We start from the raw sequence: 14,516 nt of genomic DNA, 5'->3' as shown, positions 1-14,516 counted from the left end.
CGGCGTCCCCGCACGCCGTTCCCCGGCCCGGGATGCGCACCGCCCGTGCGGTCCTCGCGGCCCGTACCCGCGCGCGCCGACGTCGTGCGCTCATCCCCGATGGAAGGACAGCCATGACCGAGGTGGCCGAGATCGTGACCGCCCCCCGTGACGGCGGGGTGGACTTCACCGCCCTGCCCGTCCCGCGCACGCCCGACGAGTGGCTGGAGCGTGCCCGCCTCGTCCGGCGCGTGCTCGAGGTCGACGCCGCGGACCGTGACGCGGCGGGTGCGACGCCGTACGACGAGGTGGCCCTGCTCAAGCGATCGGGCCTGGTCACGCTCCTGGGCCCGACCGCGCAGGGCGGCGGGGGCCAGGACTGGACGCTCGCCTACCGGGTGATCAGGGAGGTGGCTGCCGGCGACGGGTCGATCGGGCAGCTCCTCGGCTACCACTACCTGTGGTTCTGGGCGGCACGGCTGGTGGGCACGCCCGAGCAGATCGACGCCGTGGAGGCCCAGGCCACCACCGAGCAGTGGTTCTTCGGCGGCGCGGTCAACCCGCGCGACGACGACGTCGTCATCCACGACGAGGGCGACGAGCTCGTCTACCACGGCAAGAAGTCGTTCTCGACCGGCAGCAGGGTCTCCGACGTGACCGTCCTGGAAGGGGTCGTCTCCGGCACCGACACCCACGTCTTCGCCATCGTCCCCTCGCGCCAGGACGGCATCGTCTACCACGACGACTGGGACAACATCGGGCAGCGGCTCACCGAGTCCGGCAGCGTCACCATCGACGCGGTCCGGGTGCCGTGGGCCGCGGCGGCCGGCTTCCGCGACAAGGTCTTCCAGCCGCGGGTCTACAACACCCTCAACGTCCCGGTGATCCAGCTGGTCTTCGTGAACTTCTATCTGGGGATCGCGCGCGGCGCGCTCGACACGGGCGCCGAGTACACCCGCACCACCACCCGCCCCTGGCTGCACGGCGGCCAGGAGCGTGCCACCGACGAGCCCTACATCATCGACGGCTACGGCGACCTCACGGCGAAGCTGTGGGCCGCCGAGGCCCTCGCGGACGCCGTCGCCGAGGAGCAACAGGAGATCCACCGCGACCCCGATGCCCTCACCGAGCAGGCACGCGGCGAGCACGAGGTCCGGGTGGCCGCGGCCAAGGCGGTGGCCACCGACGTCGCCCTCGCGGCGTCGAACGCCGTCTTCGAGCTCACCGGTGCGCGTGCCACGAAGGCGTCGCTGGGCTTCGACCGCTTCTACCGCAACGTCCGCACGCACTCCCTGCACGACCCGGTGGCCTACAAGCGCCGGGAGGTCGGGCGCTTCGTGCTGACCGGCGAGCTGCCCCGGCCGACCTGGTACAGCTGATCCGTCCGGACGCCCCGAGCTCGCGGGACCCCGGGTCGAGCGAGCGGTGGCCCGGGAGGTCCCCGGGCCACCCGCTCACACCCGCGCCTGCTGCCCGGCGATCGCCCCCAGGAGGGTCCGCGTGTACTCGTGGTGCGGATCGTCGAAGAGCTCGCGCGTGGGCCGCAGCTCGAGCAGCCGCCCGCCCTGCATCACGCCGACCCGGTGGGCGACGCGGCGCACCACGGCGAGGTCGTGGGAGATGAACAGGTACGACAGCCCGTCGCGCTCCTGGAGCTCGTGCAGCAGGTCCAGCACCTGGGCCTGCACCGACACGTCGAGCGCGGAGACCGGCTCGTCGCACACCACGAGGTCGGGGGACAGGGCGAGCGCCCGGGCGATCGCCACCCGCTGGCGCTGCCCGCCGGAGAGCTCCACCGGCCGCCGGTCGAGCATCGCCTCCGGGAGCGCCACCCGGTCGACCAACTCCGCCGCCCGCGCGGCCTGCTCCTCGCGGGTGCCCACCCCGAAGGCCCGCAGCGGCTCCGTGATCACCTCGCGGACGGAGAAGCGGGGATCGAGCGAGGCGAACGGGTTCTGGTAGACGAGCTGGGCGCGGCGCCGCAGGTCCCGCCAGGCCACCCCGCGCACCGTCGTGATGTCTGCGCCGTCCAGGAACACCTGTCCCGACGTCGGGTCGGCCAGGCGCAGCAGCAGCCGCGCGGTGGTCGACTTGCCCGACCCGGACTCCCCGACGAGCGCGAGGGTCTCGCCGCGGGCGATCGTGAACGACACGTCGTCCACCGCCCGCAGGTGCTCGCGCCGCCACGAACCGCGAGCGCGCGGCAGCGGGAAGTCCTTCACCAGGTTCCGCACTTCCGCGATCGGCGTCCCGCTCACCGGCACCGGCGGCAGGGCGTCGACGACGGCGAGCCCGGGCGCCGCGGCGAGCAGCTCCCGCGTGTACGGGTGGGTCGGCCGCTCGAGGATCTCCGCGGTCGGCCCCTGCTCGACGATCCGGCCCTGCGACATCACGACGATGCGGTCGGCCCGGTCCGCGGCCACACCGAGGTCGTGGGTGACCAGCAGCAGGGCGCTTCCGGTCTCCGCGCGCAGCGTGTCGAGGTGGTCGAGGATCTGTCGCGCCACGGTCGCGTCGAGCGCGCTCGTCGGCTCGTCGGCGATCAGCAGGGCGGGGGAGGCGGCGATCGCGACCGCGATCAGCGCCCGCTGCCGCAGGCCGCCGGACAGCTCGTGCGGGTACTGGCCCGCGCGCACCGCCGCGTCCGGGATGCCGGCGCGTTCCAGCAGCTCCACGGCCCGCGCCGGGGCGGACCGCCGGTCGGCCAGGACGTGCACCCGCAGCACCTCGGCGACCTGGGTACCGATCTTCTGCACCGGGTTCAGCGAGACGCCCGGGTCCTGCGGGACCAGGCCGATCCGGGCACCGCGCACCGAGCGCAGCGCCTTCTCCGAACGGCCCAGCAGCTCCTCGCCGTCGAGCGCGACGCTGCCGGCCCGGACGGCTCCGTTGGCGGGCAGCAGCCCGATCACGGCCTGCGCCAACGTCGACTTCCCCGACCCGGACTCCCCGACGACGGCCACGACCTCGCCGGTCGCGACCTCGAGGTCGACCCCGCGCACGGCGTCGACGGTGCCGCCGGCGACGCGGTAGTCGACCTGCAGGTCCTGCACGCGTAACAGGCTCACCGGTCCCGCCCCCACTCGCCGTCGAGCGCCTTCGAGACGCGGTTCACCGAGAGCACGGTCGCGGCGATCGTCAGACCGGGCATGGCGCACATCCACCAGGCGGTCGCCAGGTAGTTGCGACCCTCCGAGACCAGCGACCCCCATTCGGGCGCGGGCGGCGGCGCGCCGTAGCCGAGGAACGACAGCGACGACACCGCGAGGATCGCGAGCCCGAACTCCAGCACCGCGAGCACGAGCACCGGGCCCGCCGCGTTCGGCAGGACGTGCCGACCCAGCGTCACCCACCACCGCGTCCCGACCGCCCGTGCCGCTTCGACGTACACGGTGCCGCGTATCCGCATCGTCTCCGCGCGCATCACGCGGGCGAACTGCGCCACGCTCGCGACGCCGACCGCGATCGCCACGTTCGTCGTGCCGAAGCCGAGCGCGGCGATGAGGGCGAGCGCCAGCAGGATCGGCGGGATCGCGAGCAGGACGTCGACGACGCGCATGAGCACCTCGTCGACCCAGCCCCCGACGAAGCCGGCGAGCAGCCCGATCAGGCCGCCGACGACGAGCGCGACCGCCACCGCGATCAGGGTCGCCTGCAGCGACAGCGAGGTGCCGTGCACGACGCGGGTCCACACGTCGCGCCCCAGGTAGTCGGTGCCGAACCAGTGCCCCGGGCCGGGCGGCAACGACCGCTGCCGGGGCACCGCCAGGGTCGGGTCGCCCGGCGCGAACAGCGCCGGGAAGACCGCCGAGACCAGCACGAACACGATCACCAGGATCGAGACGACAAGCCCCGGACGGCGCCGCAGGAAGCGGCCGAGCCGGGCGCGGCCCGTCGTCGGGGGCCGTCCTGACGACGGGGTCGGGGTCGGGTCCGCGGCGGTCCGGGGGTCCAGGAGATCGGTCATGCGGGCACCGCCTGGGTGACGCGGGGGTCGAGCAGGGGATAGATCAGGTCGACGGCGAGGTTCACCAGCACGAACACGAGCGCTGCGAACAGCACGACGCCCTGGACGAGCGGGACGTCCTGGTCGGCGACCGCCTCGACGGTGGTCCGCCCGAGGCCGGGGCGGGTGAAGACCGTCTCGACGACGACCGTCCCGGCCAGCAGGTTGCCGGTCACGTAGCCGAGCACGGTCAGCGCGGGGATCGCCGCGTTGCCGAGCGCGTGCCGGAGGTGGACCGCGAGCGGCCCGACCCCCTTGGCCCGCGCCGTCGTCACGTACGGCTCGGTCAGGGCGGTCGACATGCTCTTGACCAGCACCTGGGCGATCAGCGCGCCCGTCGGCAGCGCCAGGGTGACCGCCGGGAGGATCAGCGCAGCCGGCCCGCGCGCCCCGACGGCGGGCAGCCACCCGAGCTGGAACGAGAACAGCTGGACCAGCATCAGCCCGACCCAGAACACCGGCAGCGACACCGCGAGCGACGGCAGGCCCATCAGGACCTGCGCGAGCCAGCGGCTCCGCGTGTAGGTGGCGGTCAGCGCGACCCCGGCGCCGAACACGACGGCGAGGACCAGCCCCGCCGTCGCGATCTGCAGGGTCGGGGGCAGCGCCTCGGCGATCGTGCGGCCGACGGGCTGACCGTTGACGAAGGACGTTCCGAGGTCACCCCGGAGTGCCGCGCCGAGCCGCTCCAGGTACTGCACCGGCACCGGCTGGTCGAGCCCGTAGCGGGCCCGCAACGCGTCCAGCTCGGCCGTCGTGATCGCCGTCCCGTCCGACGCCCGGGCGACGAGCGTCGCCACCGGGTCGGCCAGGAGGTAGAGAACGGCGAACGACACGGTGTACGACGCCCACAGGACGAGGGCCGCGAACCCGAGCCGGCGCAGGAGATAGATCACGGTGCCGACTTCCACGTGTCGTGCAGCTGGATACGCGACGAGGCGTCGAAGGCGACGGAGTGCGCGGCCGGACCGACCGCGAGCGTCGTGGTGAGCTCCGCGACCGGCACGACCAGGTGCTGCGCGACCAGCTGCTGCTGGGCCTGCGCCACGATCTGCGTGCGCTGCGCGGGGTCGAGCGTCCCGGCCTGCGCGACGAGCAGCCCGTCGAGGGGGGTGCCGGCGGGGAAGCGGAAGACGTTCGAGCCGGCGCTGCCGTACTGCGCACGCAGGATGTCCGGGTCGGCTCGGCTGACGTTGAGCCAGGCCGCGGTGAACTGCCCGCTCTGCTGGATGGTCGCGGTGTCGGACACCGGCCGTTCCTGCAGCTGGAGGTCGATCCCGACGGCGCGCAGCTGTTGCTGGAGCAGTTCGAGCGCCGGTCGGTTGGTCGCGATGACCGGCGCGTAGAGCAGCGGCAGCGTCAGCCGCGCTCCGGCCTTCGCTCGGATGCCGTCCGGACCCCGGACCCAGCCGGCGGCGTCGAGCGCCTGGTTCGCCCGGTTCGGGTCGAACGGGAGCACTGCGGACTGGTCGGCGTAGTCCGGCGTCGTCGATGCCAGCGCAGAGGTCGCCGGCTTCGTCTGCGAGGTGTAGACCGCCGACACGACCTCCTGCCGGTTGATCGCGGTCGAGACGGCCTCGCGCACGGCCGGGTCGGCGCCGAGCGGCGTCGCCTGGTTGAACACGATCCCGAACGGTGTCCCCGGATTGGCGCGAGACGGCAGGTCGATTCCGGCGCCGGCGAGCGGCGCCTCGTCCTGCGGGCCGATGCTCGCGATCGCGTCGACCTCGCCGGACTGCAGGCTGCCGGTCCGCACGCCGGACTCCGGGACGACCCGGAACTCGGCGCGGTCGAGGTAGGCCTCGCCGGGGTGGGTGAACAGCGACGAGCCCCAGGAGTAGCCGGGCCGCTTCGTCAGGACCGTGGCCTGGTTCTTCGTGTACGAGGCCAGCACGAACGGCCCGGACCCGATCACGCCCGCGCAGCGCTGGTCGTCGGTCTGCGCCGCGCTCGCGGGGGACACCAGGCCGAGGCTGTGGGTCGAGGTGCCCTGCAGGAACTGCACGTTGGGCTGGGCGAACCGCACCGTGAACGACGTCGGGCTCGTCACCGTCGTGCCCTGGTAGCCCGCGAGGTAGCCCTTCGGCAGCGTGCCGCGGGCGCCGAGGGACGGCACGCGGTCGAAGTTCGCCTTGACCGCGTTCGCATCGACCGGGGCGCCGTCGGAGAACGTCGCACCCGGGCGCAACTGGAAGGTCCACTCGGTGGCCTGCGGGTTCGACGACCACGAGGTCGCGAGCCACGGCTTGATGTCGCCGGTGGCCGGGTCCTGGTCGGTGAGCGAGTCGACGATCTGGCGCATCGAGTAGATCGAGTCGTTGCTGCCGACCTGCGCCGGGTCGGCGCACCCGGCGTCGCTGGACACCGCGAACACGAGCGTGCCGCCGGGCCGGGGCGGGCCGGCGTCCTCGCCGGACCCGCCCGCGCCGCTGCTGCAGGCGGCCAGGGCGAGCAGACCCGCCGTCAGGAACGCGGGGACGGTGAGCCTCACGACGCCACCACCGACGGACGACGCTCACCGAAGCGGGCCGGGGAAGCCAGCCCGAGGTTCTCGCGCAACGTGCCTCTTTCGTAGTCGGTACGGAACACCCCGCGGTCGGCGAGGATCGGGACGACCTTCTCGACGATCTCGTCGAGGCCGGTCGGGCTCACGTGGGAGCCGAGGATGAAGCCGTCGCAGGCGTCGGCCTGGACGTAGCGGTCGATCTCGTCGGCGACGTGCTCCGGGGTGCCGACGAACACCGCCCGGTCGAACACGTGCTTGACCGTCTCGCGCAGCGACAGCCCGCGGGCGTCGGCGATCTCCCGCCACGCCTTCGCGGTGGCGTGCGCGTCCTGGGTCAGCGGGGCGCGCCCGCGGATCCAGGTCGGGGCCTCGGGCGTGGGGTCGACGTCGGGGAGCGGGCCGTCCGGGTCGTACGCCGAGAGGTCGCGGTTCCAGACCATCTCTGCCAGCACGATCGCGGTCCACGGGTCGACCTGGCGGTCGTGGATCTCGGCGTGCCGCTCGCGCGCCTCGGCCTCGGTGTCGCCCAGCACGACCGCGGCCGAGGGCAGGATGCGTACCTCGTCGGGGTTGCGCCCGGCCTTCGCGACCCGCGCCTTCACGTCGTCGAAGAACGCCCGCGCCTCATCGAAGCGCTGGTACCGCGAGAAGATCGCGTCGGCGTTCGCGGCCGCGAAGTCGCGGCCGGCCGGGGACTCGCCTGCCTGCAGGATCACCGGGTGGCCCTGCGGGCTGCGGGGCACGGTGAAGCGGCCGGCGATGTCGAACTGGTTCCCGTGCACGGCGAAGTCGCCCACGTGACCGTCGCGCAGGAACGTCCCCGACGACGGATCCGCGACGACGGCGTCCGACCCCCACGAGTCCCAGAGCGCACGCACCGCCGCGAGGGTCTCGCCCGCCCGCTCGTAGCGCTGGTGGTGCCCGAGGTAGCCCCCGCGACGGAAGTTCTCGCCGGTCGGCGCGTCCGAGCTGGTCACGACGTTCCACGCGGCGCGTCCGCCGGAGAGCACGTCCAGCGTGGCGAACTTCCGCGCCAGCTCGTAGGGCTCGTTGAACGTGGAGTTGATCGTGCCCGCGAGGCCGATGTGGGAGGTGACGGCGGCGAGCGAGGCCAGGACGGTGAAGGTGTCCGGTCGTCCGACGACGTCCTGGTCGAAGAAGTCCTCGCCCCGGGTGCGGATGCGCAGGCCCTCGGCGAGGAAGAGCAGGTCCAGCTTGCCGCGCTCCGCGGTGCGGGCCCAGTGCTCGAACGAGGCGAAGTCGATGTGGCTCCCCGACGCCGGGTCGCTCCAGACGGTGTCGTGGTTGACGCCCGGGAAGTAGGCGCCGAGCACGATCTGCTTGCGGTCGCTCATGCGGGGCTCCCGACTCCTGCGTAGCGGCTGACGGGTCGCGGCAGGCCGAAGCGCTCGCGCAGGGTCGGCTCCGCGTACACGGTGCGGAACGCCCCGCGGCGCTGGAGCTCCGGCACCAGGCCGTCGACGATGCGGTCGAGGTCGGTCGGCAGGACGGCGGGCCGGAGCCGGTAGCCGTCCAGGCCGGCCTCCTGCCAGGCGACGAGCAGGTCCGCGAGGGCGGACGGCGTGGTCGCGAGGATCGTCGCGTCGCTCGTCAGCGCGTCGATCGCGTCCAGGCGGTCCAGCCGCTCACGGGCCTCGTCATCGGTGTCGGCGAGGACGACGACGAGGTCTGCGAGGATCCGGAGCGGCTCCTCGCGAGCGGTCTCGCGCTCGATCTCCCGGAACCGCCCGACGATCCGGCAGGCCTCGTGCGCGTCGTGCGGGGTGACGAACACGACGTCCCCGCCCCGGGCGGCGAGGCGGTACGGCTCGTCGCCGTGGCCGAGGGAGACGACGAGGGGTTGTCCCTGCGGCGGTCGCGGCACGATCGAGGGCCCGCGGACCGAGAACTGCTCGCCGACGAAGTCGACGTGGTGCAGCTTGTCGCGGTCGAGGAACCTCCCGGAGGTCGCGTCGCGAATCTCGGCGTCGTCCTCCCAGGAGTCCCAGAGGCGCCGAACCACCTCGATCGCGTCCGCGGCCTCGCCGAAGAGCTCGGCGACCAGGGCCTTCGCCGCCGGCGTGTCGAGCTCGTCGCGGCGCAGCCCGGCGATCGTCCGGCGCCCGAAGTGCGCGGCCTCGTCGGGCCGCACCGACGTCTGGACCCGCCAGCCGGCGCGACCCCGGGAGTCGTGGTCGAGGGTGGCCAGCGCCGACGCGACGTGGAACGGCTCGGTATGGGTGGTGGTGACCGTCGGGACGAGGCCGATCCGGTCGGTGAGCGGCGCGACGAACGCGGCGATCAGCTCGGCGTCGAGGCGGCCCTGCACGCGATCGGTGCGGCGCGTCGGCGTGGCGAGGTGGTCGCCGGACTGCAGCCCGAGGGAGTCCTCGATCGTGACGAGGTCGAGCAGCCCCCGTTCCGCGGTGCGGACCAGATCGGCCCAGTAGCGGGCGGAGAAGAGCTCGTCGGGGCGGGCGCCGGGCTCGCGCCAGGCGGCGGGGTGCCAGCCGGCGCCGTCGAGCGCGACGGCGACGTGCAGCGGCAGGAATGTTCCGGGCATGGGGGTACCGCGCTCCTGCGGGGGAGGGGGGAGTGGTCGGTCGGGCTGGTCAGGCCGGACAGACCGCGCTCGCGACCCGCTGCAGGTCGACGTGGCGGCGGTAGCTCCCGCGGTGCTGGGCGCCCAGGACGGTGTCCCGCTCCGTGCGCATCGCGTCCTCCATCGGTCCTGGCATGAGCACCCGCACCCGGTGGTCGGGGGGTTGCTGCGGCGTCGTTGAGCCAGGTCTCTCGGCCGCTCGGGATGGCTGGGTCAGACTGTATGGAGTCGGACCCGTGAGCTGTCAACCGTGCCAACGTCACACCGGAGCGGCTCACTCACGCACGGTGGTCGTCCTCGACGGAGATCTCACGGAACGTGCGCGGGGAGGAGGACCAGGACCGAGGCCTCGGCCGCATCGGCGGCCCCCGCCTCGCCGAGCAGGAACGCCTCGCGCGGGACCCCGTCCACCCGCACCCGCGGGCGGCCGAACGCCCCCACCGCCCGGCAGTCCCACAGCGGCGTGAGCCCCGGCGCCACGGCGCGGGCACGGTCCCGGACCCGGGCCACGCGCTCGTCGTCGCCCAGCAGGTTCTCCACCATGCGCAGTCGCCGGGCGACCGCCCGGACGAGCTCCGCCACGTCGTCCCGGCCGACGAGCGTCCCCAGCAGAGCCCGCCCGGCACTCGGGCCGAACCCGTCCTCCCACGCCTCGTTGGCGGCCCGGACGTCGAGGCGGGCGTCGAGCAGGACGGCCGGGTGGGCCGACCAGCTCGCGAGCAGCGGGCGCAGTGCCTCCGGTCCGGACAGGGCCCCGACGGGCGGGCGGGACAGCGCGCGCAGGTGCCCGCGTCCGACGTCGTCGATCCCCAGCACCCGGCCGACCGCGTCGACGACCTGCTCGGACGCCGCGACCCGGCCCTGCTCGAGCCACGTGTACCAGGTGACCCCGACCCCGGCGAGCGCCGCGACCTCCTCGCGTCGGAGCCCGGGCGTGCGCCGCCGGTCGCCGGTCGGCAGCCCGACCGCGCCCGGCGTCCGCAACTCGCGGTAGGACCGGACACAGCGTCCGAGTTCGCGACGGCGGGCGTCGGTCGAGCCTGTCACCGTCGGGCTCCTGGTTCCGCCGCGCGTCGTTCCGCAGCCTCGCTCGCATGATCCGACTCGGAGTGAACCTGGCCGCCGGGCTGCGCGCGGGCGGCCACCTCGTCGACGAGCTCGTGGCCCGGGCGAGGGCGGTCGAGGCCGCGGGCCTGGACACGGCGTGGCTCCCGCAGGGCTACGGGTTCGACACCCTGACCACCCACGCGGCGCTCGCCCGCGAGACCGCGCGGGTGGAACTCGGCGCGTCCGTCGTCGTGGTCCAGCCACGCCACCCGCGGGTCCTCGCCGCGCAGGCCCAGACGGTGCAGGCCGCGTCGCACGGGCGGCTCGCGCTGGGGCTCGGGGTCAGCCACCCGGGCCTGCTGGAGATCTACGGCCTGCCGTTCGAGCGACCCGTGGCGGCGCTGCGGGCCCACCTCGACGTCCTCGAGCCGATCCTCGACGGCCGGTCGGTCCCCGGGACGAGTGGCGCCGGCTCGAGGCCGGCGGACACCGCGGTGCCCGGTGCCGAGCCGCGGGTGCCGTTGCTGCTCGGGGCGCTGGGCCCGGTGATGCTCGCCCTCGCCGCCGAGCGCACGACCGGCACGATCACGTTCCTGTCCGGCCCGCGCACGATCGGCGAGCACGTCGTGCCGCACCTGGCGCGGGCCGCCGGGGGTGAGCCGCGGCGGGTCGTCGTCGGGGTGCCGATCGCCCTGACCGACGACCCGGACCGGGTGCGCGCCGAGGTCGCCGCGGACTACGCCGCCTACGCGCAGCTGCCGTCCTACGCCGCCACGCTCGCGCGCGACGGGTTCGCCTCGCCCGGGGACATCGCGGTCGCGGGCGACGACGCGGCGCTCGCGGCGGGCATCGCGCGCTACGCCGACGCCGGGGCCACCGACCTCCTGCTGAGCCTGGTCGGGACGCCGGACGAGCGGGACCGCACGCTCGCCGCGCTGGCCGTGCTGCGCGGTCAGACCGGCACCACCCCCAGGTTCTCCCGCAGCGTCGCGCCCTCGTAGGCGGTGCGGTAGACCCCGCGGTCCTGCAGGGCGGGGACCAAGCGGTCCACGACGTCGTCGAACCCGTCGGGCACGCCGTTCGGGTTGAGGTTGAGCCCGTCGATCGCCCCCGCGGTGACGTAGTGCGTGAGGGTGTCGGCCACCGACGACGGGGTGCCGACGAACTCGAGGGTGTCGTTCAGGTGCAGCACCAGCTCGCGCATCGACCAGCCCTTCGCCTCGGTGAGCTCACGCCACGCGGCCGCCGTGCGCAGCGGGCGGTCGCTGGTGTTGACGACGCCGTGGGTGATCGTCTGGGTGGCGACGACGGGGTCGGTGGCCGGGAGCGGCCCGTCCACGTCGTGATCGGAGAGGTCGTGGCCCCAGATCGCCTCGACCACCGACCGCACCCGGCGGTCGCTCCACACCCGGTCGCGGAACCAGCGGGCCTTGTCGCGGGCCTCCGCCTCGGTGTCGTCCAGCACGATCCGGGTCGCCGGGAAGATCTTCACGTCCTGGCGGGGCCGGCCGTGGCGCTCCAGGCGGTCGCGGACGTCGGTGGCGAACGCGAGCGCCTCGTCGAACGCCAGGTAGCGCGAGAAGATCCCCTGTGCGTGCCGCGCGGCGAACTCGCGGCCCTCGTCGGACTCGCCCGCCTGGAAGAGCACCGGCCGCCCCTGCGGGCTGGGCGGGAGCGACGGCCAGGCCCGGCGACCCCCGCGGACCACCTCGCCGATGCCACGCGACCACCGCTCGCCACCACCGGCCAGGGCGTCCTCGGGCCAGCCCGACCACAGCGCCTCGACCGTGGCGAGGTGCTCCTCGGCGTGCGTATAGCGGTCGTCGTGGGTGACGTCGCCGCCGCGCCGGAAGTTCTCGCCGGTCCAGGTGTTGTCCGTGGTCACCACGTTCCACCCGGCGCGACCGCCGGAGAGCACGTCGACCGTCGAGAGCCGGCGGGCGAGGTCGGCCGGGTCGGTGAACGTGGTGTTCAGGGTGGCCACCAGGCCGATCCGCTCGGTCACCGCGGCGAGATGCGCGAACAGCACGAGTTGGTCGGGGCGGCCGGTGACGGAGTGGTCGGTGATCTTCCCGAGGTGTTCGCGCAGCCGCTGGCTGTCGCCGAGGAACAGGCAGGAGAACAGGCCGCGCTCGGCGGTCTCCGCGAGCCGGCGCCAGGACTCGAACTCGTAGTAGACGTGCGGGTGCGCGGCCTGCGACCACACGTACGACGGGCCGAAGCCGAAGAACCCGGCCAGGTGCAGCTGTGCCATCACGCCCTCCTCGTGTCGACGTAGCGCCCGACGGGCCGGGGGAGACCAAGCCGGTCGCGCAGGGTCGTCCCGGTGGTCGGCCGCAGCAGCAGGTCACCGAGGGCCGGGAGCACCTCCTCGCCCAGCACCCGCCCGTCGACCTCGAGGACGGCGGGGAGCAGGCGCACCGCGTCGACGTGCGGCGCGAGGGTCTGCAGCCGGTCGACCAGGCCCGCGGCGTCGCCGACGTACCGCTCCCGGCCCGAGATGGGCCAGGGCGTGTGCCGGTCGAGCCCGTCGAGGCGCCGGGCCGCGGGCCGGCCGCCGTCGTCGAGGACGACCTCGATCTCGGCGAGAGTGCGGTTCTCGACGGCCGGTGCGCCCGGTCCGGGGACGATCCCGACGTCGGTCCCCGGCGTCCCCGTCGCGGCGACGACCGGGACCTGGCCCTGCGGCGGGCGGGGCACCAGGGCCGGGCCGCGGATCGCGAAGGAGCGGCCGACGTAGTCGACGTGGTGCACGCGGTCGGCGTCGAGGAAGCGTCCGGTGGCCTCGTCGGCGATGACGGCGTCGTCCTGCCAGGAGTCCCAGAGCCGCCGGACCGCCTCGATCACGTCGGCGGCCTCGGCCGCCGGGTCGGGGTCCGCGGGCAGCCCCAGCGCCGCCGTGCGTGTGCCGGTGGAGCGCGTCCCGACGAGCCAGCCGGCCCGTCCGAGCGACGCGTGGTCGAGCGAGGAGAGCTGGTTGGACACGTGGAACGGCTCCGCGTGCACGGTCGGCACCACCGGCACGAGGCCGATCGCCGACGTCGTGGCGGAGAGGAACGCGGCGGCCCCCACGGGGTCGAACCGGCCCGCCACGTCCGGTCCGGCGCCGTCGACGGGCCCGTCGTCGAGGGTGACGAACCCGAACCCGGCCGCCTCGGCCCGCCGTCCGGCCGCGCCCAGGTGATCGGCCGTGAGGAGGGCGGAGGGAGAGTGGCCGGCCGCGCGCCACGCGGCGGGGTGCGCGCCCTCACCGTCGATCTCGAGTCCCACGAGGAGGCTCATCGCGCCCTACCGTGCTCGGCATGGTCGATCATCTCGAGCTCCGCGAGGGTCTGCGCACGACACCGTCCCGGCGCTACCTCGCCGACACCCCGATCCCCGACGACGTCCTGTGGGACCTGCTCGACACCGCGGTGTGCGGTCCGTCCGGGGGCAATCGGCAGGGCTGGGGCTGGGTCGTCGTCACCGATCCGGACGCGAAGGCGCGGATCGCCCGCTGGTACTCCGACGGGTGGGAGAAGGCCTACGGCGTGCGTCGGGACGAGCTGCTCGACCCGGCGCGGGAGGGCGCGGAGCTGGGCCTGAGCCCGTCGTCCTACCGGGCCACCGAGCACCTGGCGGGGCACATCGCCGAGGCCCCGGTGTTCGTGGTGCCGGTGCTCCGCAACGCCGCGGACTCGACCGACAAGCGGCTCGGCGCCTCGATCTACGGGGCGGTGCAGCAGCTCCTGCTCGCCGCCCGCGGGTACGGGATCGGGGGCGTGCTCACGCTGTTCCACCTGACCGGTGAGTCCGACGTCGACGAGCTTCTCGGCCTGCCCGACGACGCCGCGACGATGGGCCTGGTCCCGCTCGGCTACCCCGCACGCGGCCGCTGGTCGACCCCGCGCCGGCAGCCCGTCGAGGAGGTCGTGCACTGGGGGCGGTGGGGCGAGCAGCACTCTCGCTGAGCCCGACGGCACGACGGCGGCCGGGGGACTCGGAGACGGAACGGCACGGGGCGGCACGACACACCTCGGGGACGGTCGACGGAGGGGCGCTGGGAGGTGGGTCAGCGACAGAGGTCGGCGCGCGTGCGGCAGAGGTCGACGTGGCGACGACGGGTCCAGCGGCGCGTCCGGGCTGGGCACGGCACGGCGGGCTCCTCCGGGCGACGGCGACTGGTGCTCCGACGGTGAGCGGGCCGTGACGGTCCGTCCTCGCCGTCACTCAAGCCCCGGCTCCGAGCGCCTGTCAAGCACGGGGTGAGCAGTCCGTCGGGCTGGTGGTCGGTGCCGCGACCGTGCCAGAGTGATGGCCGTGACGGGACCCGGATCGCGACTCGTGCGCCGCACGTACGTCGATCTGCTGCGCGTCGTCTCCTCGGGGTGTCGGGC

The 14,516-nt window shown here is 74.4% G+C and carries 13 protein-coding genes and 1 riboswitch; of the genes, 3 read left to right on the top strand and 10 right to left on the bottom strand.

Annotation, left to right across the window (positions count from 1 at the left end; translation table 11 throughout):
- The first annotated feature begins 113 nt into the window (after positions 1 to 113).
- Complete coding sequence (locus WCD74_RS03690; protein ID WP_337693463.1) at positions 114 to 1,358, top strand: acyl-CoA dehydrogenase family protein; 1,245 nt, start codon at positions 114 to 116, stop codon at positions 1,356 to 1,358.
- Between the two features lie 75 nt (positions 1,359 to 1,433).
- Here the strand turns inward: WCD74_RS03690 and WCD74_RS03685 are convergent, their stop codons facing one another.
- From WCD74_RS03685 to WCD74_RS03650, 8 genes are all read right to left on the bottom strand, one after another.
- On the bottom strand, positions 1,434 to 3,032 hold the full coding sequence (locus tag WCD74_RS03685; protein ID WP_373696024.1) for a dipeptide ABC transporter ATP-binding protein: 1,599 nt from the start codon (positions 3,030 to 3,032) through the stop codon (positions 1,434 to 1,436).
- 11 nt (positions 3,033 to 3,043) lie between these two features.
- Positions 3,044 to 3,946, bottom strand: a complete 903-nt coding sequence (locus WCD74_RS03680) for an ABC transporter permease (RefSeq protein ID WP_337693462.1) — start codon at positions 3,944 to 3,946, stop codon at positions 3,044 to 3,046.
- On the bottom strand, positions 3,943 to 4,896 hold the full coding sequence (locus WCD74_RS03675; RefSeq protein ID WP_337693461.1) for an ABC transporter permease: 954 nt from the start codon (positions 4,894 to 4,896) through the stop codon (positions 3,943 to 3,945). The genes WCD74_RS03680 and WCD74_RS03675 overlap by 4 nt, the downstream gene beginning before the upstream one ends.
- Entirely contained in the window at positions 4,878 to 6,476 is a 1,599-nt protein-coding gene (locus WCD74_RS03670) for an ABC transporter substrate-binding protein (RefSeq protein WP_286056701.1), read from the bottom strand. Before WCD74_RS03670 ends, WCD74_RS03675 begins: the two co-directional genes overlap by 19 nt.
- A complete protein-coding gene (locus WCD74_RS03665) occupies positions 6,473 to 7,846 on the bottom strand; it encodes an NtaA/DmoA family FMN-dependent monooxygenase (protein ID WP_337693460.1) in 1,374 nt (457 codons plus the stop codon). The genes WCD74_RS03670 and WCD74_RS03665 overlap by 4 nt, the downstream gene beginning before the upstream one ends.
- A complete protein-coding gene (locus tag WCD74_RS03660; protein WP_337693459.1) occupies positions 7,843 to 9,054 on the bottom strand; it encodes an LLM class flavin-dependent oxidoreductase in 1,212 nt (403 codons plus the stop codon). The genes WCD74_RS03665 and WCD74_RS03660 overlap by 4 nt, the downstream gene beginning before the upstream one ends.
- 49 nt (positions 9,055 to 9,103) lie before the next feature.
- The gene (locus WCD74_RS03655; RefSeq protein ID WP_337693458.1) at positions 9,104 to 9,205 is read right to left on the bottom strand and encodes a putative leader peptide; all 102 of its coding nucleotides are present in this window, start codon (positions 9,203 to 9,205) and stop codon (positions 9,104 to 9,106) included.
- 5 nt (positions 9,206 to 9,210) lie between these two features.
- A riboswitch (SAM riboswitch) is annotated at positions 9,211 to 9,304 on the bottom strand.
- A gap of 98 nt (positions 9,305 to 9,402) precedes the next feature.
- Positions 9,403 to 10,140 (bottom strand): helix-turn-helix domain-containing protein, encoded by a 738-nt coding sequence (locus tag WCD74_RS03650; RefSeq protein WP_337693457.1) that lies wholly within the window; start codon positions 10,138 to 10,140, stop codon positions 9,403 to 9,405.
- 47 nt (positions 10,141 to 10,187) lie between these two features.
- On the opposite strand from WCD74_RS03650, the gene WCD74_RS03645 reads away from it, so the two are divergent.
- Positions 10,188 to 11,141, top strand: coding sequence for a TIGR03564 family F420-dependent LLM class oxidoreductase (locus WCD74_RS03645; RefSeq protein WP_337693456.1), 954 nt, complete (start codon positions 10,188 to 10,190; stop codon positions 11,139 to 11,141).
- Here WCD74_RS03645 and WCD74_RS03640 read toward each other — a convergent pair.
- On the bottom strand, positions 11,093 to 12,394 hold the full coding sequence (locus WCD74_RS03640) for an LLM class flavin-dependent oxidoreductase (protein WP_337693455.1): 1,302 nt from the start codon (positions 12,392 to 12,394) through the stop codon (positions 11,093 to 11,095). The genes WCD74_RS03645 and WCD74_RS03640 overlap by 49 nt on opposite strands.
- A complete protein-coding gene (locus tag WCD74_RS03635) occupies positions 12,394 to 13,422 on the bottom strand; it encodes an LLM class flavin-dependent oxidoreductase (protein ID WP_337693454.1) in 1,029 nt (342 codons plus the stop codon). Before WCD74_RS03635 ends, WCD74_RS03640 begins: the two co-directional genes overlap by 1 nt.
- 20 nt (positions 13,423 to 13,442) lie before the next feature.
- On the opposite strand from WCD74_RS03635, the gene WCD74_RS03630 reads away from it, so the two are divergent.
- Positions 13,443 to 14,090 carry a nitroreductase family protein gene (locus tag WCD74_RS03630; RefSeq protein WP_337693453.1) on the top strand — a complete coding sequence of 216 codons (648 nt, stop codon included), beginning with the start codon at positions 13,443 to 13,445 and terminating at the stop codon, positions 14,088 to 14,090.
- Positions 14,091 to 14,516: the final 426 nt, after the last annotated feature.

The organism is Actinomycetospora aurantiaca (assembly GCF_037401875.1).
GTDB classification, from domain to species: Bacteria; Actinomycetota; Actinomycetes; order Mycobacteriales; family Pseudonocardiaceae; genus Actinomycetospora; species Actinomycetospora aurantiaca.
This window is presented reverse-complemented; position numbering and strand designations above follow the sequence as displayed.